Annotated in this window: 15 protein-coding genes and 1 tRNA gene; 9 read left to right on the forward strand and 7 right to left on the reverse strand. The window is 62.1% G+C overall.

Going from position 1 to position 20,639, the window contains the following annotated elements:
- Positions 1-4: 4 nt before the first annotated feature.
- The 4 genes from A9K68_RS12155 to aceA form a co-directional block, all read right to left on the reverse strand.
- Positions 5-448, reverse strand: coding sequence for a Fur family transcriptional regulator (locus A9K68_RS12155; protein WP_029348428.1), 444 nt, complete (start codon positions 446-448; stop codon positions 5-7).
- A gap of 212 nt (positions 449-660) precedes the next feature.
- The gene (locus A9K68_RS12160) at positions 661-1,122 is read right to left on the reverse strand and encodes a response regulator (protein ID WP_065010935.1); all 462 of its coding nucleotides are present in this window, start codon (positions 1,120-1,122) and stop codon (positions 661-663) included.
- A gap of 238 nt (positions 1,123-1,360) precedes the next feature.
- Entirely contained in the window at positions 1,361-1,603 is a 243-nt protein-coding gene (locus tag A9K68_RS12165; RefSeq protein ID WP_029348426.1) for a hypothetical protein, read from the reverse strand.
- A 53-nt stretch (positions 1,604-1,656) separates the two neighbouring features.
- A complete protein-coding gene (gene aceA / locus A9K68_RS12170) occupies positions 1,657-2,946 on the reverse strand; it encodes an isocitrate lyase (protein ID WP_065010774.1) in 1,290 nt (429 codons plus the stop codon).
- A 232-nt stretch (positions 2,947-3,178) separates the two neighbouring features.
- Between aceA and A9K68_RS12175 the strand changes: the two genes are divergently transcribed.
- From A9K68_RS12175 to A9K68_RS12200, 6 genes are all read left to right on the forward strand, one after another.
- On the forward strand, positions 3,179-4,633 hold the full coding sequence (locus A9K68_RS12175; protein WP_029348422.1) for a helix-turn-helix domain-containing protein: 1,455 nt from the start codon (positions 3,179-3,181) through the stop codon (positions 4,631-4,633).
- 148 nt (positions 4,634-4,781) lie between these two features.
- The gene (locus A9K68_RS12180; RefSeq protein ID WP_065010775.1) at positions 4,782-5,735 is read left to right on the forward strand and encodes a DMT family transporter; all 954 of its coding nucleotides are present in this window, start codon (positions 4,782-4,784) and stop codon (positions 5,733-5,735) included.
- 357 nt (positions 5,736-6,092) lie between these two features.
- Complete coding sequence (locus A9K68_RS12185) at positions 6,093-7,190, forward strand: polyamine ABC transporter substrate-binding protein (protein ID WP_065010776.1); 1,098 nt, start codon at positions 6,093-6,095, stop codon at positions 7,188-7,190.
- Positions 7,191-7,264: 74 nt separating this feature from the next.
- A complete protein-coding gene (locus tag A9K68_RS12190) occupies positions 7,265-8,404 on the forward strand; it encodes an ABC transporter ATP-binding protein (RefSeq protein ID WP_065010777.1) in 1,140 nt (379 codons plus the stop codon).
- A gap of 8 nt (positions 8,405-8,412) precedes the next feature.
- Complete coding sequence (locus A9K68_RS12195; protein WP_065010778.1) at positions 8,413-9,387, forward strand: ABC transporter permease subunit; 975 nt, start codon at positions 8,413-8,415, stop codon at positions 9,385-9,387.
- Positions 9,384-10,202 (forward strand): ABC transporter permease subunit, encoded by an 819-nt coding sequence (locus A9K68_RS12200; protein WP_065010779.1) that lies wholly within the window; start codon positions 9,384-9,386, stop codon positions 10,200-10,202. Before A9K68_RS12195 ends, A9K68_RS12200 begins: the two co-directional genes overlap by 4 nt.
- A gap of 29 nt (positions 10,203-10,231) precedes the next feature.
- On the opposite strand, the gene A9K68_RS12205 is transcribed toward A9K68_RS12200, so the two are convergent.
- Positions 10,232-12,082 carry an AsmA family protein gene (locus tag A9K68_RS12205; RefSeq protein WP_065010780.1) on the reverse strand — a complete coding sequence of 617 codons (1,851 nt, stop codon included), beginning with the start codon at positions 12,080-12,082 and terminating at the stop codon, positions 10,232-10,234.
- 291 nt (positions 12,083-12,373) lie between these two features.
- Between A9K68_RS12205 and A9K68_RS12210 the strand changes: the two genes are divergently transcribed.
- A complete protein-coding gene (locus A9K68_RS12210; RefSeq protein ID WP_065010781.1) occupies positions 12,374-14,344 on the forward strand; it encodes an acetoacetate--CoA ligase in 1,971 nt (656 codons plus the stop codon).
- A gap of 362 nt (positions 14,345-14,706) precedes the next feature.
- Here A9K68_RS12210 and A9K68_RS12215 read toward each other — a convergent pair whose 3' ends face one another.
- Complete coding sequence (locus A9K68_RS12215; RefSeq protein WP_065010782.1) at positions 14,707-18,417, reverse strand: PAS domain S-box protein; 3,711 nt, start codon at positions 18,415-18,417, stop codon at positions 14,707-14,709.
- Between the two features lie 251 nt (positions 18,418-18,668).
- Between A9K68_RS12215 and A9K68_RS12220 the strand changes: the two genes are divergently transcribed.
- Both A9K68_RS12220 and A9K68_RS12225 read left to right on the forward strand, forming a co-directional pair.
- Complete coding sequence (locus A9K68_RS12220; protein ID WP_065010783.1) at positions 18,669-19,118, forward strand: phasin; 450 nt, start codon at positions 18,669-18,671, stop codon at positions 19,116-19,118.
- Positions 19,119-19,561: 443 nt separating this feature from the next.
- Positions 19,562-19,638 (forward strand) — tRNA-His (locus A9K68_RS12225).
- A gap of 624 nt (positions 19,639-20,262) precedes the next feature.
- Here A9K68_RS12225 and A9K68_RS12230 read toward each other — a convergent pair.
- Entirely contained in the window at positions 20,263-20,562 is a 300-nt protein-coding gene (locus tag A9K68_RS12230; protein WP_065010784.1) for a DUF1236 domain-containing protein, read from the reverse strand.
- Positions 20,563-20,639 lie beyond the last annotated feature (77 nt).

Raw genomic sequence — 20,639 nt, forward strand, 5'->3', positions numbered from 1 at the left:
GCGGTCATTCTCCGGATTGACGAGAGCGTCGCGTTTTCTGGATCGGCTTTACGTAGATCTCCAGTCTGTGGCTGATGATCGTGAATCCGTGCTGTCGAGCGATTTCCTCTTGGAGCCGCTCGATCTCCGACGACTGGAATTCGACGACGTCTCCCGTCTCGATATTGATGAGATGATCGTGATGCTCACGGGGGACGGTTTCGTATCTGGCGCGCCGATCGCCAAAGGTGTGCCGCTCCAGAATGCCCTTCTCGCGCAGAAGGCTGACGGTGCGATAGACAGTGGCGAGCGCGATCGTCGGCTCGATGGCGACAACACGGCGATGGAGTTCCACCACATCCGGATGGTCGCTGGATTCGGATAGAACGCGCATGATGACGCGGCGCGGACCGGTGATGCGCAGTCCGAGTTTTCTGCAAAGCGCGGCGATGGTCTGTTCTGAGGACATGTCGTGATCCGCCGATATCGACAGCCATGTCGCGAAGTCGGAACATGCCTGCGGATTTGTTCGAAGGTGCTATCCCAGATGCGTCGCAATTGCAAAAGGAGACGTAGCGGGGCTCATTGTCAGGCGGTACCGAGCGCTCGCATACTGACATAAATAGCCAGATCCCGATCGCAAGAAGCGAGGAAAGGCGTGTAAGCCGGATCGGACGTCGGCTAGCTGCGTGCGAGCCCGATCAAATGGTCGATCACTGGCTGCAGCCGTTCGGTCGTGATCGGTTTGACGACAACCGTATCGACGACGCTCGACAGGCCGAGGCTCTCCGGTGTGCCGTTCTTGGTCGAAAGCAGGATCACCGAGGGAAGCGACCTGCCCGAGGTGCGTCGCAGCGCGTCGATACCGCACATCAGCGCGTCGCAGTCCTTGTTGTCCGCTCCGCCATCGAGGACGACAGCTCCGGGAATGAGCGATCGCAAAGTCGTTGCTGCCGTTTCGGGCGATTCCGAGATCGGTTTGAGCCCGGATCGTTCGACGATTTTCGAAACCACCACCCGGTTGACCGGCGACTTTCCGACGACGAGCACACGGGTGAAGTCTGTGAGCATCTCCGGGTCCACGTTGCGGCTCACGAAAGTCAGGTGGTTTACAGTCTTGGTATCGCGATTCACGGGGCGCATGAGCGTGGCGGGCACTCGTCGGGTTTCAATGCAGGGTTGAAACTTAGAGACAATTGCCGTGAGATCTCTCCCTATGTCAAGCTGAAACGACGATATCCAGAATATCGCAAGAAACGTTAAATTTAAAGCAAGTTCTGTTCTTGCTCATTATGGCAATTGATCGTGCAATCGCAGATCACCTGCGCAGAGACTGCGCAGGTGACGCCGGATCGATCGACAGGCTTTGGTCGGATTTCGGTCAGTCGAGGCTCCGCTGCGTGACGATCACCGGGATCAGCAGATCGCCCCAGTTGCCGTCGCCGCCATGGTGCCGTGCCGAGCGCACGAGCTCCACCGACACACCGGCCTCGACCGCCTTCATCACCGATTGGTTGAGCCTGTGCAGGTCGTTGGCCAGCATGCGGATGGTCGCCTGCTGGTCGACACTCATGGTGGTGGCCTGTTCTTCGGCCCGTTCCTTGACGCGACTGATCGATGCCATTGGTCTTCTCCCTTAGCCCTTTAGGGGCGTTTCCTCTGTCTGTTGCGTTCCTGCTATTCTGCGGCCGGCTTGAACTGGGCGTGCTCGGTCGATTCATGCATGGCCGTGGTCGAGGACCGGCCACCGGTGATCGCCATCGACACGGCGTCGAAATAGCCGGTGCCGACTTCGCGCTGGTGCTTGGTCGCGGTGTAGCCGTGGGCTTCCGCCGCGAACTCCGCTTCCTGCAACTCGGAATAGGCCGCCATCTGCCGCGCCTTGTAGCCGCGGGCGAGTTCGAACATGCCGAAATTGAGCTGGTGAAAACCGGCTAGCGTGATGAACTGGAACTTGTAGCCCATGGCGCCGAGTTCCCGCTGAAACCTGGCGATCGTGGCGTCGTCGAGGTTCTTCTTCCAGTTGAAGGACGGCGAGCAATTATAGGCGAGAAGCTTGCCGGGATGGTGCCTGTGCACGCCCTCGGCGAATTTTTTGGCCTGCGCCAGATCGGGCTTGGAGGTTTCGCACCAGATCAGGTCGGCGTAAGGCGCGTAGGCGATGGCCCGCGCGATGCACGGCTCGATGCCGTTCCTGACGTGGTAGAAGCCTTCCACCGTGCGGCCGGCGCCATAGTCGACGAACGGCTGGTCGCGCTCGTCGATGTCGGAGGTGAGCAGCTTTGCCGCTTCCGCGTCGGTGCGCGCGACGACCAGCGTCGGCGTGCCCATGACGTCGGCAGCAAGTCGCGCGGCGTTGAGGTTGCGGATGTGTGCGGCGGTCGGGATCAGCACCTTGCCGCCGAGATGGCCGCATTTCTTCTCCGACGCCAGCTGGTCCTCGTAGTGGACGCCGGCGGCACCCGCCTCGATGAAGGCCTTCATGATCTCGAAGGCATTGAGCGGTCCGCCGAAGCCGGCTTCCGCATCGGCGACAATAGGCGCGAACCATGTATCGACCGAAAGCCCCTTGCCTTCGGAGGTCTCGATCTGGTCGGCGCGCTGCAGGGTGCGGTTGATGCGCTTGACCAGTTCGGGCGCCGCATTGGCGGGATAAAGCGACTGGTCCGGATACATGGCGGATGCGGTGTTGGCGTCGGCGGCGACCTGCCATCCAGACAGGTAGATCGCCTTCAGCCCGGCCCGGACCTGCTGCATCGCCTGATTGCCAGACATGGCGCCGAGCGCGTTGACGAAGTCCTCCTCGTGGATGAGCTGCCAGAGCCGGTTGGCGCCCATTTCGGCGAGGCTCTGCCGGATCTGGACCGAACCGCGCAGCCGCTTCACGTCCTCTGGCGAGTAGGGTCGATCGATGCCGTCGAAGCGGCCTTCCGGCGCCGAGGGGACGAGGTTGTAAAAATCGGTCATTGGTCACTCCGGGTAAATCGCTGCTGGGAATGGACGGCGCCTCATGGAGAATTCCGCGCCGTGTGACAGCATTTACATTTCAGCGCGAGGAAAACCAGAAGATTGGCGGGAAAATAAGTGAAAACCTGTGTTGTGTTTGACAGCTAGGCGCTGTAATTTTGTCGCGATTGTAAAACGCCGACATGGCCATCGCCGTGCAGAAGTCATGTAAATTTCTGTCAAGGACAGTCGAGTGGCCGATCAGAAGATCTTCGCCGGGCCGCGTATCCGCCGCATCCGCAGCGCCAAGGGCCTGACCCAGACGGCGATGGCCGAAGGGCTCGGCATCTCGCCGTCCTATCTCAATCTCATCGAGCGCAACCAGAGGCCGCTGACGGTCCAGCTGATCCTGAGGCTGGCATCCGTCTACAAGGTCGACCCGCATGAATTGCAGGGCGAGGCGAGAGGGTCGGTCGCCGCCTTGAAGGAGGTGTTTTCAGATCCGCTGCTGGTCGGCGAATTGCCAGGTGACCAGGAGCTGATCGAGCTTGCCGAGGCGGCGCCCAACGCTTCCGCCGCGGTGATAAAACTGTTTCGCGCCTATCGCGAGCAGGCCGAGCGCCTTTCCGACCTCAACGAGCTTCTCGCGCGCGAGGGCAAAGCGACGGCACTCTCCGGCGCCCGCTTGCCGATCGACGAGGTGCACGAGATTTTCGAGCGCCGGCCGAACCATTTTGCCGCGCTCGAAGCGGAAGCCGAGGCATTCACGTCGGTGCTCGATCCCGGCGACGATCTGTTCAGTGCGCTGAAGGCCTGGCTGAAGCGCGAATACGGCATCGTCGTCAAGGTGCTGCCGGTCGCCACCATGCCGAACTGGCGCCGCCGCTACGACCGCCACTCGCAGCGTCTGTTTCTGTCCGAGCGCCTGTCGCCATTCGACCAGTTGCGCGAGGTGGCGATGGAGGCCTGTCTGATCCGCATGACGGTCGCGGTGGCAGGCGAGATCCAGGCGCTGAAGCTGAGCACGGATGAAGCCCGCCGGCTCGCCCGCTTCGAGCTTGGCCGCTACGCCGCCCACGCGCTGATGATGCCCTATCAATCCTTTCACGCGGCAGCACACCGCGCGCGTTACGACATCGACGTGCTGCGCTCACGCTTCGGCGTCTCCTTCGAGCAGGCGGCGAACCGCCTGACCATGCTGCAGCGGCCGGGCACGCCGGGCGTGCCGTTCTTCATGCTCGAGGTCGATAATGCCGGCAACCGCTTCCGCAAAGCGGGCAGCCAGGGCTTTCCGCAAAGCCGCTTCGGCGGCAATTGTCCGAAGCTTCCCGTGCATGCCGCCTTCACCCAGCCCGGCCAGATCTTCGTCGAGGCGGTGGAAATGCCCGACGGCGCCGAATTCCTCTGCGTCGCCCGCACGCTCGAAGGACCGCAAGGCTCGTTTTCGGAGCGCCCGCGTCGTACCGCACTTCTGCTGGGCTGCGACATCGGCTTTCGTGACGAGATCGTCTATGGCGCGGCACTGCCTGGGCCGGCTGCCGCAGCGACCGGAAAAGCCGGACAGGGCACCAATCCGGCCACGCCGATAGGCCCCGCCTGCCGGCTGTGCGAACGCATCGGCTGCCTGGCCCGCGCCGAGCCGCCGGTGACGCGCCCGCTCGGTCTCGACGAGATGGTGACCGGACTAAGCGCCTTCGATTTTCAGTGAGGCCTTGGCAGGCGACCTGCCGTCCTTGCCACAACCGTCGCCGTCCGCTGGATCACGCCTGGCAATCGTCTTTGCGTTACGCCAATGAGGCACGTTCTTGTCGTCCGTTGCGCATCGTGCCGCCCCGAAATCGTCGACAGTCGCGCCCATGACCGACACCGCATCATCACCGATCGCCGTTTCGCCTGCCGTCTCGCCGCGTGAGGAGCGTATCGGCTTCCTGTTGATATTCCTGTCGGCGCTGATGTGGAGTTTCGGCGGCGCCATCGCCCGTTTCATCGACGCCGGCGACAGCTGGACGGTGGTGTTCTGGCGCTCGGTCTGGGCCGCCGCCTTCCTGATCTGCTTCATGGTCTGGCGCGACGGCTGGCACGGCACGGTGAGGTTGTTCCGCGGCATGGGCCTGCCCGGCCTTGCCGTGGCGTTCTGCTTCGCCACCGCGTCGACCTCTTTCGTAGTGGCGCTTGCCTATACCACTGTCGCCAACATCCTTTTGATGCAGGCCGGCGTGCCGCTCTTGGCGGCGCTGTTTGCCTGGGTGCTGTTTCGCGAACGGGTGGCCTTGGCAACCTGGGTGGCGATTGCAGCCGTTATTGCCGGCGTTGCCATCATGGTATCGGAATCGCTCGATGGGGCTGTTTCGCCCATCGGCGACGGCTTGGCGCTGCTCATCGCTGTGATGTTTTCGATCGCCACCGTCATCACGCGGCGCTTTGCCCATGTGCGCATGACGCCGGCGACCTGCCTCGGCACGATGCTTGCCGCCGCGTTCGCGGCGTCGCAGGCATCGCAATTCGGCGTCTCCAGCAGCGACATGGGCTTCCTCTTTGCATTCGGCGTGGTCAATCTGGGTCTCGGCCTTGCCTTCTTCGCCACCGGCGCCCGGCTTGTTCCGGCGGCGGTCGCAGCACTGCTCGGCACTTTCGAGCCGATCCTCGGCCCGATTTGGGTCTGGCTCATCCATTCCGAGGTGCCGTCGGGACGCACCATCCTTGGCGGCACGGTCGTGGTCACGGCGCTGCTCGTCCATATCGGGCTCGAATTCAAGCGTCAGGCGCGGCCCGTACGGCCGGGTGTCACCGGCATGCCGTCGCCTAATTGATGCAGCGCACGCGCCAAAGCGAGATGAGCCATTGACAATGGCGCAGCCGCGCGGGCAGGCTGCCAATACGGCAACAACAAGACAGGCTCATCTTGCCAAGTCTCCCCTCCGGCCCGACCGAGACCGGACAACATCGTCGTATCCCTGCCCGCGCCGTGGCGAGAGCCTTTGACGGCGCCGGAATGCCACCTGGATCACGACATAGGAACGGGGGGCTTGGCCACTGCGCATCGAACCACGAGGGGATTGGCGGTTCGCGCTTGTCGCTTGTCGGAAAGCCCAATAATCTGAAGCAAACGCCCAGCTGCGCAGCCCCGCGACGAGTTGGCGATGGAACACTCATCAAAGGAGAGACGCATGACCCGCAAAGCATTCTGGCTTTCGGCGACCTCGGCATTTCTGACGCTTTTCACCCTCGGCGCTCATGCCCAGGACCGCGTCGTCAATGTCTATAATTGGTCGGATTACATCGACAGCTCGATCATCGAGGATTTCACCAAGGAAACGGGCATCAAGGTCACCTATGACACCTTCGATTCCAACGAACTCCTGGAGACGAAACTGCTTGCCGGCGGCAGCGGCTACGATGTCGTCGTGCCGACCGCCAATTTCCTCGCACGCCAGATCCAGGCAGGTGTGTTCCAGAAGCTCGACAAGTCGAAGCTGCCCAACATTTCCAACATGTGGGACATCGTTTCGGAGCGCACAGCCAAGTACGATCCCGGCAACGAATATTCGATCAACTATATGTGGGGCACGGTCGGCCTCGGCTATAACGTCAAGAAAGTGCAGGAAGCGCTCGGCACCGACAAGATCGATAGCTGGGACGTATTCTTCAACCCGGAAAAGCTGGCCAAGCTGAAGGATTGCGGCGTCTATGTCCTCGATTCCCCGAGCGACATCCTCCCGAACGCCTTCAAATATCTGGGCATCGATCCCGAGACCACGTCGCCGGACGATTTCGCCAAGGCGGAAGAACTGATGCTGAAGATCAGGCCTTACATCCGCAAGTTCCACTCGTCGGAATATATCAACGCACTGGCCAATGGCGACATCTGCCTGGCCGTCGGCTGGTCGGGCGACGTGTTCCAGGCGCGCGACCGTGCGACGGAGGCCAACCGTGGCGTCGAGATCAGCTATTCCGTGCCGAAGGAAGGTGCCGAAATGTGGTTCGACCAGATGGCGATCCCGGCCGACGCGCCGCATGTCGCCGAGGCGCATGAATTCCTGAATTACATGATGAAGCCGGAAGTGATCGCCAAGTCGAGCAACTACGTCTTCTACGCCAACGGCAACAAGGCGTCGCAGCAGTTCATCGAAAAGGAGATACTCGAGGATCCGGCGATCTATCCGGACGAGGCGACGCTGGCGAAGCTGTTCACCATCGCCCCCTACGATTCCAAGACCCAGCGCGTCGTCACCCGCACCTGGACCAAGATCGTCACCGGGCAGTAGGCGACAATCAACGACCCCGGCAGGTGCTGCCGGGGTCAAGTCTTCTGGGGACAGAACGCAGGACGGAGTGGGATATGAAATCGCTTGGCAGCATCCGCAGGGATTTCGCGCCGTGGAACGATCCGAACGCCAAGCCATACATCCAGTTCGACAAGGTCACCAAGAAATTCGGTGACTTCACCGCCGTCAACAATCTGTCGCTGACCATATTCGAGCGCGAGTTTTTTGCCCTGCTCGGGGCGTCGGGATGTGGAAAATCGACGCTTTTGCGGATGCTCGCCGGCTTCGAGGAGCCGACCGCCGGCCGCATCCTGCTCGATGGCCAGGATTTGCGCGGCATCCCGCCATACCGGCGGCCGGTCAACATGATGTTCCAGTCCTATGCGCTGTTCCCGCATATGACGGTCGAGAACAACATCGCTTTCGGCCTTAAGCAGGACGGCATGCCGAAGCCCGAGATCGCGGCGCGTGTTGGAGAGATGCTGAAGCTGGTCAAGCTCGAGCAGTTCGCCAAGCGCAAGCCGCACCAACTGTCCGGCGGCCAGCGCCAGCGCGTGGCGCTTGCCCGCTCGGTCGCCAAGCGGCCGAAGGTCCTGCTGCTCGACGAGCCGTTGGGCGCGCTGGACAAGAAGCTGCGCGAGGAAACGCAATTCGAGCTGATGGATCTGCAGCAGTCACTCGGCCTCACCTTCGTCGTCGTCACCCATGACCAGGAAGAGGCGATGACCATGGCCGACCGTATCGCCATCATCGACAAGGGCGAGGTGATGCAGGTGGCGACGCCGGCCGAAGTCTACGAGGCGCCAGGTTCCCGCTTCGTCGCCGGCTTTGTTGGCAACGTCAACATGTTCGAAGGCAAGATTGCGCATGGCGAGGCCGGCGCGGCAAGCATCGATGCGGGCAACGGCATCACCATTCGGACGGAGAATGCCGGCGATGCGGCCACCGGCGCGGCCGTCGCCTTCGCGATCAGGCCGGAGAAGATCAAGATATCGTCGACGAGACCGGCCGGTGCCGTTAACGCCATCGAGGGCGAGGTTTACGATATCGCCTACCTCGGCGACATGACCGTCTATCACGTCAGGCTTGACGACGGCCACGTGGTACGGGCGAGCACGATGAACGCGGCCCGCCTCACCGAGGATCCGCTGAGCTGGAACGACCGTGCCTGGGTGTCGTTCAGGCCGGACGCCGGCGTCGTGCTGACGCGATAGGGGCGGTCATGTCGAATGCCGCTGTCACCGCTGCAACGAGCTCTCGGGCCGCCGATGCGGGCAAATCCGCCCTGGCCAGACTGGGAGAGGCCGTCGTTGGCCGCCTTGTCATCATCATTCCCTATCTGTGGCTGGTCTTCTTCTTCCTGATTCCGTTCGTCATCGTCTTCAAGATTTCGCTGTCGCAGACGGCGATCGCCATACCGCCCTACACGCCGGTACTTGGCTTCGGCGATGGGCTTTCCGGTTTTTTCGCTCAGCTGAAACAGCTCAGCATCGATAACTACACATGGCTGACGCAGGACGCGCTCTACATCAATGCCTATGTGACGAGCGTCATCGTCGCCGCCATTTCAACGGTGCTGACATTGCTTGTCGGCTACCCGATCGCCTATGGTATGGCCCGTGCGCCGGCGATGCTGCGCCCGACTTTGCTGATGCTGGTGATCCTGCCGTTCTGGACCTCGTTCCTGATCCGCGTCTACGCCTGGATCGGCATCCTCAAGCCCGAGGGGCTGCTCAACCAGCTGCTGCTCGCCACCGGCGTCATCAGCCAGCCGCTGATCATCCTCAACACCTACACGGCAATCTTCATCGGCATCGTCTATTCCTATCTGCCGTTCATGGTGCTGCCGCTTTATTCCGCCCTCGAGAAAATGGACTATTCGCTGATCGAGGCGGCCAAGGATCTCGGTTGCCCGCCGACCAGCGCCTTCTGGAGGATCACCTTTCCGCTGTCGCTGCCCGGCGTCATCGCCGGTTGCCTTCTGGTGTTTATTCCCGCTGTTGGCGAGTTCGTCATTCCCGACCTGCTCGGCGGATCGCAGACCCTGATGATCGGCAAGACGCTGTGGAACGAGTTCTTCGCCAATCGCGACTGGCCGGTGTCGTCAGCCGTCGCCGTCATCCTGCTGTTGCTGCTGATCGTGCCGATCATGCTCTTCCAGCGGGCCCAGGCCCGCGCCCAGGAGCAGGACAAATGAACCCGACCTGGAGCCGCTTCAACATCACTTCGATCGTGCTGGGCTTTGCCTTTCTTTACCTGCCGATTGTCCTGCTCGTCGTCTTCTCCTTCAACGAGTCGAAATTGGTCACCGTCTGGGGCGGCTTCTCGACCAAATGGTACGTCTCGCTGTTCCACAACCAGGGCCTCATGGACGCCACCTGGGTAACGGCTCGCGTCGCCGTCATCTCGGCCACCGTGGCGACCGTGCTCGGCACGCTGGCGGCTCTCACCCTGACGCGCTACACGCGCTTCAAGGGCCGGATGCTGTTTTCCGGCATGGTCTTTGCGCCGTTGGTCATGCCGGAAGTCATCACCGGCCTGTCGCTGCTGCTGCTCTTCGTCGCCGTCGGTCTCGACCGCGGCTTTCTCACCGTCACGCTTGCCCACATCACCCTGACCATGTGCTTCGTCGCGGTCGTCGTGCAGTCGCGCCTGATCACGTTCGACCGCTCGCTGGAAGAGGCCGCGATGGATCTTGGCGCGCCGCCAGTGAAGACCTTCTTCCAGATCACGCTGCCGGTCATCATGCCGGCGATCGTGTCTGGCTGGATGCTGGCGTTCACATTGTCGCTCGACGATCTGGTCATCGCCAGCTTCACCTCAGGGCCCGGCGCCACCACGCTGCCGATGAAGATCTACAGCCAGGTTCGTCTCGGTGTGACGCCGGAGATCAACGCCGCCTGCACCATCCTGATCGCGGTCGTGGCGGTCGGCGTCATCATCGCTTCGCTCGCCAACAAGCGTCGCGAGGTGCAGCGCCAGCGCGATGAGCAGGCCGCACAGCGTGGGTGACGAAAGCGGGGCGGCAATACCCTCGTTGCCTACTCTCCGGAAACCCCGCGGCTTATCGGCGAAATGAACGGCGTGCTCCACGTTCCGCCGACGAAGAACGAAGACTGGTTGGGACCCTGGTTATTTGTCTGCGTGGCTGGCGGGTCCGCCTGAATGATGCCGCCGGACAGCGCCAGCCCGCGCCCGGCATAGGAGGCGATGCCGGAAAGCCAGATCTTGTACTTCGCCGAATTCGCTTCGGCCTTGTCAATCTTCGCCACACCGTTCGAAATGCTCGCCTTGAGTTCGGCCCCGTCGATCGGCAGCGTTCCGTCGGAGACATCGTCGAGCGCGAAGAACCCGCCCTGTTCGTTGTGTTTGAGAAACGCCGGCAAATTGAACCGGCTCAACGCGCCCTGGCCGAATTTCGCCGAAACCGAGCCGTCGGCGTTCTCGAAAATGGAATCCCAGGTTCTGCCCGGCCCCTTGAGGATGACCGAAACGGTTCCCGTGCCGATCGGCACCAGTCGCGTCATTCCGGCTGCGGTGCCAAAAGCCCCACCATCGATGTCGGAGGCGAGCAGCCTGATCTCGACCTGCGTGCCTCCCAGCTTGCGGTCGAAACGAAGACTGCTCTGGATGTTGCCGCCAAAGGCCGATGCATCGGAAATATCGAAGACGGCAAGACCGTTCTTGACCTGGGCGGCGGCGGCGACGTCGGCAAGCTGGATGGCGCCTGCGGTGGCCTGCGCTGCCGACAGTCTGAGATCGAGATCGATCCGGTCGGCGACACTTATGTCGATTTCGCCTGGACCAGCGCCGTCCGCAGGCGCCAGGGGGGTGAAAGCGGAGAGAAACGACCGCAAGTCGAGCGTCTCGAAGGCGAGCGTACCGGCGATCACCGGCCGCGCCTCGCCAAAGGAGAAGTCCAGCGCACCCATTCCCGGATTGTCGTCCAGAGCGATCTCGGTGTTTTCGAATTTAATGCGGCCGGAGGTCGCCGTGACCTTGCTGGAAACGGAAACCGAGCCGATTGCCGCGCCCGGCGCGATGCCGGCCCGCGACCATTCGAGCACGCGCCTGAGCGAGGGTGCGGCAAATTTCGCCTGGCCGTCGAAATAGGCATTCTCGGACATGCTGGCCACGCAGTCGAAGGAAAAACTGGCAGGGGCCGCCTTGAAGGAAAGCGTCATCGGCGCCGCACCGCCCCCAAACAGCACCAGCGGGTTCGCCGATGCGGCATCCACGGCGATGCTTTCGCCACGCCAGATCCCGGTCGCCGACAGCGTCGCATTGCTGTTCATGGCGGCCCAGTTCGCCTGTCCGCTCAGGCTGCTCAGTATCTCAGCGTCCTTACCATCGACGGAGGTCACCACGCGGCCGTTCCTGAACTCTACGGTGCCGAACGGATCAGCCGGCAGCTTGCTCAGGTCCGGCTTGGCTGGATTGGCGCTGACCACGGCGCGGGCGATGTCGATGGAACGGGTGATGCGTCCGCCTGAAGGCAAGGCGGGCAGGAAAAGCCCATGTGCTGCGCGTTGAACCCTGATCGTCGGCCGGATCAGCCTCGCCGTCGAGAACACCACATCGCCGCGCAACGCCGCCATGGCGGAGAGATTGACCTCGACCCGTTCGGCCTCGATCACCGGCGGGGTGTCGGTTTCTGTCCATTGCGAAAGCGTCACGTCGGTCAGGATGGCCCGGAAATTCGGCCAGACCTCGATCCGCGGGGCGCCGTCGATGGTGACCCTGAAACCGCTCCACGCACTCATTTCCCAGGCGATGCGGTCGCGCACGATGCGGGTCGAGGCGACGAGCGGCAGGGCGGCAACGGCCAGCGCGATGACGAGCACGGCAACGCCGATCGCCCATATTCCGCGCCGGATCAAAGGTGATGACATGTCGCCCGTATGCTTCCGTTCCGACCAAAAATCGCCCGACGGGTGTAACCCCAGTCGTCACTACGACTTAGGGCTGACGCATTTCAAGTCTTTATGGCCCGGCGATGGCATTTGCGCACATCCGCGTCGCGCGGCCGAACAAAATCTTGCTCTGCTGCGACGCGATATGCATAAGCGATCCCAATGCCTGTCGCCAAAATGCGCAACCTTTTGGGATAACGACATACATAAAACAAAAGTCTAAGGCGCGTCGCGTGAACCAAACGTGACGTGTTTTAAGGAGGAACGATCATGGCTGGCGACGCACCGCTCTGGGCACCGACGAAAGACCAGGTCGACGCGGCGCCGATGACTGCCTTCATGCAGGCCGCCGCGGCCGCAACCGGCAAGGTTTTTTCCTCCTATGCCGAACTACACCGTTGGTCGATCGACGATCGCGAGGCATTCTGGAGCCTGGTCTGGGACTTTTGCGGGATCGTGGGCGACAAGGGCGCCGGCGGCGGCGAACGCGTGCTTGTCGATGGCGAGAAAATGCCCGGCGCCGCGTTTTTTCCCGACGCGAAGCTGAACTTCGCCGAGAACCTGTCGAAGAAAACCGGACTCGGTGACGCCATCGTCTTTCGCGGCGAGGACAAGGTCGAGCGCCGGCTCTCCTGGAATGAGCTGCATGCGCTGACCTCGCGGCTGCAGCAGCTTTTCCTGTCGTTTGGGGTGAAAAAGGGCAACCGTATCGCCGCCATGATGCCCAACATGCCGGAGACCGTCGCGGCAATGCTGGCGACAGCCTCGATCGGCGCCGTCTGGTCGTCCTGCTCTCCCGATTTCGGCGAACAGGGCGTGCTGGACCGGTTCGGGCAGATCGAGCCTGTCGTCTTCATCGTGCCCGACGGTTACTGGTACAATGGCAAGGCGATCGAGGTCGCCGACAAGATCGCGGCCGTTGCGGCAAAGCTCGTCACCGTCCGCAAGATCCTGATCGTCGACTATCTCGGCACGTCGACCGATGTGGCGGCGACCATCGAGAAGGCGACTGCGCTGGACGAGGCGCTCTCATCCTTTGCCACCAAGCCCGTCACCTTCGAACGGTTACCGTTCGCGCATCCGCTCTACATCCTGTTTTCTTCCGGAACGACCGGCATCCCCAAATGCATCGTCCATTCGGCCGGCGGAACGCTGATCCAGCATGTCAAGGAAGAACGGCTCCACGCTGGCCTGCTCGACGGCGACCGCTTCTTTTATTTCACCACCTGCGGCTGGATGATGTGGAACTGGCTGGTCTCAGGCCTGGCATCGGGTGCAACCCTTCTGCTTTATGACGGGTCGCCCTTCTATCCCGACGGCAACGTGCTGTTCGATTTTGCCGACGCCGAGAAGATGACCTATTTCGGCACCTCGGCCAAATTCATCGATTCCGTGCGCAAGGCCGGCCTCAGACCGATCAAAACGCATGATCTTTCCAGCGTGCGCACGATCTCCTCCACCGGCTCGCCACTGTCGCCCGAGGACTTCCGCTTCGTCTATGACGGCATCAAGAAGGACGTGCATCTCGCCTCGATCTCCGGCGGCACCGACATCGTCTCCTGCTTCGTGCTCGGCGTGCCGACCGAACCGGTATGGACCGGAGAGATACAGGGGCCTGGTCTCGGCCTCGCCGTCGATGTCTGGGACGACGACGGCCACCCGCTCAGGCAGGAGAAGGGTGAACTCGTCTGCACCAAGGCGTTTCCGGCGATGCCGATCGGCTTCTGGAACGATCCCGAAGGCAAGAAATACCACGCAGCCTATTTCGAGCGCTTCGACAATGTCTGGTGCCACGGGGACTTCGCCGAATGGACCGCTCATGGCGGCCTGATCATCCATGGCCGCTCCGACGCGACGCTCAACCCGGGCGGGGTGCGGATCGGCACGGCGGAGATCTACAACCAGGTCGAGCAGATGCCGGAAATCTTGGAAGCACTGTGCATCGGCCAGGATTTCGACAACGACGTGCGGGTTGTGCTGTTCGTGCGGCTGGCTGAGGGGATGCAACTCGACGCGGAGCTGGAAAAACGCATCCGCGCGAAAATCCGCAGCGGCGCGAGCCCCCGCCACGTGCCGGCTAAAATCGTCGTCGTTGCCGACATTCCACGCACCAAATCGGGCAAGATCACCGAGCTTGCGGTGCGCGACGTGGTGCATGGCCGCGCCGTCAAGAACAAGGAGGCGCTGGCCAATCCCGAAGCGCTCGAGCTGTTCCGCGACCGGCCGGAACTGGCCGACTGAGCAAACAGACCGGCGGTGCCATGCGACTTAATAGGTCCGGCTGAGCATGGTTAACGAAATATCTCGCTCGAATTTACCTAGAATTCATGAGTGGTACACATTGGTAAATTTTTCGCGGCGCCGGTAAGGTTTTGTTAAGGGCCGGCATCGATAGTCGTGCGTAACTTGAGGGAGAAATCCCGTTCCTCTCCGGAGGATCTGAATTCGCTCAAGCCCCGTGTAACAGCAATCCAATCATTCAAGGCGTCCTGTGGACGCCTTTTCTTTTGGAGCATCGGACCCAAAAGTGGGGACCGGCTGGGAAAATCCGATGCCAAACAAAAAGATAGAGCGGCGACACGGACGACTGAAAGTCCGCCACTCTAATCCGCGAGCACGCGGGTCGACGGGAAAGCGACTTCGACCAGGGTGCCCTCTCCGGGCGTCGAGTTAATGGTGAACCGGGCCCGGTTCGCCTCGACCATGGCCTTGGTCAGCGGCAGCCCGAGACCGGTACCGTCGCCGCGCCCGCGCTTCAGCGCGTTGATCTGCTTGAACGGCTTGAGCGCCTGCTCGATCTCGGACTGGCTCATGCCGATGCCGGTGTCGCGCACGCGCATGACCACGTCGCCGGAGATCTCGTAAGCTGTCGATACGATCACCTGACCGCCGGCCTGCGTGTAGCGAATGGCATTCGACAGGATGTTCAGTGCGATCTGGCGCACGCTGCGCAGATCGGCCACCACTTCCGGCAGCCGAGAGGCGAAGCTGGAGCGGATGATGACACGTTCGCGGTTGGCTTGCGGCTGCATCATCGCCACCGTCTCGGACAGCGTGTCGTTAAGCGACACCGCCTCATATGCCATCTCCTGCTGGCCGGCCTCGATTTTCGAAATGTCGAGCAGATCGTTGACAAGGTCGAGCACATGATTACCCGACCGGTTAATGTCGCGTAGATAGTCGCGGTAACGGTCATTGGCGACCGGCCCGAATTTCTCGTCGACCATCAGCTCGGAAAACCCGATGATGGCATTGAGCGGCGTGCGGATCTCGTGGCTGATGCGGGCGAGGAAGTCGGTCTTTTGCGAGGAAGCGCGCTCGGCCACGGCGCGTGCCTGGGTCAGATCCTCTTCGGCCCGCTTCCATTGGGTGATGTCGCGCACCACCGCGCAGAAGCCGCTATCGTTGGGCAGGCTGCCGATGGTCATGAACAGCGGAATGAAGCGCCCCTGCGCCTCGCGTCCAATCACCTCGCGGCCGTCGTTGAGCACGCTCGCCACGCCGGGCTCGGACAATCCGTCGAGATAGTCTCGCGCGGCGCGCTGGCTTTCGATCGCGAACAGCGAGACGAAGGGCTTGCCGCTCACCTCGTCGCTGTCGAAACCGAAAAGCGCTTCGGCCGGGCGGCTGATCGAGCGGATCGTTCCGTCTCGGCTGATCAGCACGACGCCGTCGGTCGCGGTGTCGATGATGGTGCGCATCTCGGCGATGCGTGCCTTGAGCTCGGAAGTGTCCGGCTGCGTCTGGTCGTCGGCGGTACTATGCAGAATGGCTGCTGCCTCGTCGTCGCCGGAACGGCGCACGACCAGCATCAGCGCCTTGCCGCCACGCCACGGAACCGAACGCAGAATGGCCTCGATCGGGAACTCCTGACCGTCATGCGTCTTCAACCGGAGCGCGTGATCGGTTCCGTCGGAGGCGCTGTCGTCGTAAGGATCGGCAAACAGCGCGCCGAGGCCACCGGCATCCTCCAGATCGTCGAGCGTGTCATAGCCGGTCAGGCTGAGGAATTCCTCATTCGCATAGTGGAGATCGTCGCCGGAATGGATGAGCAGCGGCACCGGCAGTTTGCCGAGGATCGAAGTGTCCGGAGCCTTGCTGCCATCTGCGGTCGAAAAAGCCGATGGCACGAACCCTTCGAGCTTGAGCGGCGGCACCTGCAGGCGCGGCCGCTCAATCGGCGCCGCCTCCACGTCGCCGACATCGCCGATGTGATCGGTTGACGAACGGGTTTCGTCGTCACCGGACGGCGCCCAATCCTCGCTGTCTTCTGCATCACGGAAATCGGCGTCCGTCATGCTGTCGTCGTCTTCGGCGGCGGTCGATCGACTGCCCGTGTCGGTGGGTTCGACTACCTCTTGCGTCGCCTTGTCCGGCTCCGAAACCGGGGCGCCGTCGCTATTGTCGGCGACATAGTCCCGGTCGGCGTAGTCGAGCAGCGAGCCTGAGATGCCGGACACGGTTGCTTCCCGCTGCTCGGCGTCGAGCCTCGCGACATCCTTCTCGTCTTCGACATCGGTTTCGGACGGTTCCGCCGCAGCCGGTTCTGCCGACATTGCAGCATCGGGCTGTTCGGTTGGGGGATTGTCCTTCTTGAGCCGATCGCCGATTTCACGGAATGCACTGCGTTCCAGCGTCGACAGGCCTTTGTCGTTGGCCGGCTGCCTGTGCTCCGCCAACCGGATCACCTTGTCGGCAAAGCGCCGCTCCGGCTTCGGCACGATGGTCAGCGCCGGCACCTCGCCCTGGAACGGGTCGGTTTCGTCAGGCGTTTCGGCGACTTCCGGCTCGAAGGCTGCGGGAGCCCCGGCATTAGGGACAAGCGCCATACCGATCGCTTCCGGATCGACCACTGTATCGCCGGTGCGGGCAACGCCGAAGCCGCGAAAACCCTCGAAGGCACGGCTTCGGCCGTAGACGGGCAGCGCCGCCAGGTCGACGGGAATCTTGAAATCGGTGCCGGCAACCGGCCACAGCACCGAGCGGCCGGACCAGGTGTCGCGACGGTCGAGCAGGCCGGCGATCTCGCCGGACGCATCGAGGTCGAAGGTGGCCGCGACGTCCCTGAAACGCCGGCCGATCACATCGGCGGCAGGCTTGCCGACGAGTTCTGCGAATTCCGGCGACAGCGCACTGAACCTGCCTTCGGCGTCGGTGCGCCAGACGAAACGCAGGGGCGGCGCCGCGCGGTCGATCGAGGGGATGGCACGCTCAGTCGGGTAGCCGGCCCCGATGGCATCCTGTGCGGAACTTTCGGCCGAAGCATCCGCCTCGACATGTCCGGACGCATCCGGTCGGCCCGGCTTTTGCGCCTCATCCTCGCTGGCGCTGAAATACCAATGGTCATGCTGTGGAGGCATTCCGCCGGCCGCTTCCGGACCCTGCTCGGTCGAATCGGGCGCGGTTAAATCAGGTCTGGTCGAATCAGGTCTGGTTGAATCTGGCCCGGTCGAATCGGGAACGTCGTGCTCCGCCGACACCGAACCGTCTCCGCCGGCTGCCGGGACGGTCTGCGCTGCCACATCCAACTTCGCGACTGTTGCGGGCGCTTTGTCCTGCTCTGCTTTTGGCGGGACTGCGGCATCGGCCGCCGCCGCACCGATAGCGGTTTCTCCTCCCGCGCTGCGCTCGCCAGCAGAGCCTGCTTCGGAGTCAAGCCGGTTCTCGTCGATCACCACCAGCAGGTGCCGCTCGTCCGTCAGCCGGGCGAGGCCGGCCGGATAGGAAGTGGTGCCGCCTGGAACGAGGCGTTTGACGATGCGATCGTTCTCGTTCGCCACATCGGTCACAAGCGCTGCCAGCGTTTCGGGCAAGATGCCGAGCGCCGAAAAACCGTCGGAAGCGGCCTCGATGTTGCCTTTGGCATCGACGAAGGCGATGAAATGACCGTCTTCGGTAAAGCCGCTGATGGCCTGAGCGGCGATCTCGGCGCTGCGCGAGCCGGTCTGTGCCGCCGGCACCGCCAGCATGATCGCTTTTTCGCCGTCAGGCATTGTCACCGCGCTGGCCAGAAAGCCAACCGCGCGGCTGGTCAGGCCGGTTGCCAGCCGCACCGTGATGGCGCGGTCGCGACCGATCTGTGGAAAGCCGCTTGTCGCCATGATCTGGCGCCTGGCGATCAGCGGCAAGCCTGTCGAGGCGCCGATGATGGCCTCGATGTCGGGGTAGCCGAACACCGCTGCCCCTGGTCCGTTGGCCCAGATCACCTGTTCGAGGTCTGCCGACAGAAGGGCGATCGCGTCGCCGGCGGCAAAGCGCTGGCGGACCGCGTCGAGCACGGCGACGTCGAGGAAGGAGTAGTTTTCGGACGGCATGCGCTTTGGGAACCCTCACAGAGCGGCAGTTTGCGGTTAACGCTTTGTTAATAAAAGCCGACGGCGCGAAGGTCCACAAGCCATAGCGTGCAACCGCCGGAATCTCTGGGCTCGTGGTTAACGTTGGGAGCGAAATTCTATGGTGCGCTGCAACAAAGATATTGCAATGCACAAAATTTGCCTTTATATTGCCATCATACATGAACGAGACGGCTTTCTGTCGAAGTCGCTGCCGCTGCAAAGGATGGAAAATGTCCAGGACCAAGACCGCTGAAAATGTCGAATTCCCTAGCTTCGACGCTTCCAAAGCCACCGACCAGATCCGCGCTTTCGCGGAAAAGGGCGTCGAGCAGTCGAAAGATGCCTATGCCAAGCTGAAGACCGGCGCCGAAGAGACCCAGAAGGCTCTGGAGTCGACCTTTGAGACCGCCAAGAGCGTTTCCAACGACCTGTCGCTCAAGACCATCGCCGCTCTGCGCGCCAATACCGAAGCCGGCCTTTCGCATTTCGAAGCGCTGATCGGCGCCAAGTCGCTGTCGGAGGTCGTCGAACTGCAGACCGCATTCCTGCGTAAGCGCGTCGAGATGACCGTCGAGCAGGCAAAGGAGTTCCAGACCGTCGCCTCCAAGGCGGCCGAGGACGTCTCCAAGCCGATCAAGACCGCCTTCGAGAAGGCGATGAGCGAAATCAAGGCCGCCTAATATTTGCGCATATTTCGATGATGCAACAAAAGGTCGCATTTCTTCGAACAGGATTATGTGCGATATAGTGGTCAAGCGAATACCCGGCGGGTGGAACCTCCTCCCTCTGCTCTCCGGGGTGGCCAGCCAGCACCTCCTCCCGCTGGCTCGTAACAGGAAAAGGCCGGCACCTCCTCCCGCCGGCCTTTTTCTTTGCCCGGCGAAATACGATGTCGATGCCGGAGCACTCTTTGCCGACAGCGCCGCGCTTCCTGGTGCGCAAAGGACGCTGTAGAACTTTGGATTTTGCGAATGATCCTTTCCGAAAATCGATTCTGATTTTCGGGGCCATGCGCGGCCAAAAGCCTTGAATTAAACTCCGATAGCCCGTATTGACGCATCGCCGAACGACAGAGCGGGTCCCGGAGAATGAACGTTCCGCCCACTCCCGCTCAGGCAAACGTGCCGTTGTAGCTCAGATGGTTAGAGCGCCGGATTGTGGATCCGGAGGTCGCTGGTTCGATCCCAGCCAACGGTACCACTACTGTCCTCAATAAATTCAACCTGCTGGCGGATGGGGTAGGGGCCACCACGCCTCGACGGAGCCGTCGTCGGAAAATGGCTGACCCATTGCAGGGCATTCTACACAGCGGAATTACCGCCACGTACTTCGTTTGCATGTTTCGATTCCATTAGCTTGAGCGCATGGATTCGCCAGCCAGGCGACGACTCCCCAGTGCTCGCTGGTCAGGCCCAGCGGCCTCTAGCTGCCAGTCCCCCCACGCAACCAAGCCGCTGGGCCGTCCCGCCGGAGCGAAGCGCGTTGTCTCGCACATTAGCAACCTTCGGAACTGCCGGGCGCTATGCCGCGTCAATCTTCTGAATCGGACGATAACTGTGCACTATAGAACGAACAGAGCCGACTATGCGATTGCCGCGAAGCATGGCGGAGCGACTGCTAATGGCGATGAGTTGCCGGCGAGAACAAAGAAATCGCTGTTGGTAAGGGATCGGCGATCCGCCAAATTGGCCGCTAATCCGTCGAAAAGCGCGCTAGACCCGAACCCGAAAACGCGCGGTTAGCGCGTCCGGCGCTGGCCTTCGTTCCAAACAAAAAGCCCGCCGCGCACTTCGGCACGGCGGGCGTCTGTCCGAAGAGTTCGTGTCAGTCGTAGACCTTCACAATCTTGCGGGTGGATGGGTCGACCAGGACGGTTCGGCCATCTACGACGACGTAGCGGTATTGAACGTCCGGCACCTCGTAAAGCTCGACTGTATCGGGCAGAGCTGTGCCGATGTTGAGCTCCACGCCGAGAAGGCTGATGGATGCCATCGGTTTCTTTTTCACGTATTCCCGAATCACAGTATCCTGCTCGGGTTGAATGATGACGTCCTGAGCGGCGGCGGCGCTGACGCCAACGAGAAGAAGGATGCCTGCCGCGGCCGAGGAAAGTTGCTTTCTCATATTACCTCCAAGCAAACTCCGCTATGGCGCTTCATTGCTGCCGCGACGGATTGCTTAGCTTGAACGGTGTGGAGCAA

The organism is Mesorhizobium sp. AA22 (assembly GCF_001672375.2).
Taxonomy (GTDB): Bacteria; Pseudomonadota; Alphaproteobacteria; order Rhizobiales; family Rhizobiaceae; genus Mesorhizobium; species Mesorhizobium wenxiniae.

Excerpts from the sequence above, each read along its gene's own strand:
- A9K68_RS12200 (WP_065010779.1), top strand. The coding sequence starts at position 9,384 with ATGAACCCGACCTGGAGCCGCTTCAACATCACTTCGATCGTGCTGGGC.
- A9K68_RS12155 (WP_029348428.1), bottom strand. The coding sequence starts at position 448 with ATGTCCTCAGAACAGACCATCGCCGCGCTTTGCAGAAAACTCGGACTG.
- aceA (WP_065010774.1), bottom strand. The coding sequence starts at position 2,946 with ATGACCGATTTTTACAACCTCGTCCCCTCGGCGCCGGAAGGCCGCTTC.
- A9K68_RS12190 (WP_065010777.1), top strand. The coding sequence starts at position 7,265 with ATGAAATCGCTTGGCAGCATCCGCAGGGATTTCGCGCCGTGGAACGAT.
- A9K68_RS12220 (WP_065010783.1), top strand. The coding sequence starts at position 18,669 with ATGTCCAGGACCAAGACCGCTGAAAATGTCGAATTCCCTAGCTTCGAC.
- A9K68_RS12215 (WP_065010782.1), bottom strand. The coding sequence starts at position 18,417 with ATGCCGTCCGAAAACTACTCCTTCCTCGACGTCGCCGTGCTCGACGCG.
- A9K68_RS12210 (WP_065010781.1), top strand. The coding sequence starts at position 12,374 with ATGGCTGGCGACGCACCGCTCTGGGCACCGACGAAAGACCAGGTCGAC.
- A9K68_RS12185 (WP_065010776.1), top strand. The coding sequence starts at position 6,093 with ATGACCCGCAAAGCATTCTGGCTTTCGGCGACCTCGGCATTTCTGACG.
- A9K68_RS12165 (WP_029348426.1), bottom strand. The coding sequence starts at position 1,603 with ATGGCATCGATCAGTCGCGTCAAGGAACGGGCCGAAGAACAGGCCACC.
- A9K68_RS12160 (WP_065010935.1), bottom strand. The coding sequence starts at position 1,122 with ATGCGCCCCGTGAATCGCGATACCAAGACTGTAAACCACCTGACTTTC.
- A9K68_RS12205 (WP_065010780.1), bottom strand. The coding sequence starts at position 12,082 with ATGTCATCACCTTTGATCCGGCGCGGAATATGGGCGATCGGCGTTGCC.
- A9K68_RS12195 (WP_065010778.1), top strand. The coding sequence starts at position 8,413 with ATGTCGAATGCCGCTGTCACCGCTGCAACGAGCTCTCGGGCCGCCGAT.
- A9K68_RS12180 (WP_065010775.1), top strand. The coding sequence starts at position 4,782 with ATGACCGACACCGCATCATCACCGATCGCCGTTTCGCCTGCCGTCTCG.
- A9K68_RS12230 (WP_065010784.1), bottom strand. The coding sequence starts at position 20,562 with ATGAGAAAGCAACTTTCCTCGGCCGCGGCAGGCATCCTTCTTCTCGTT.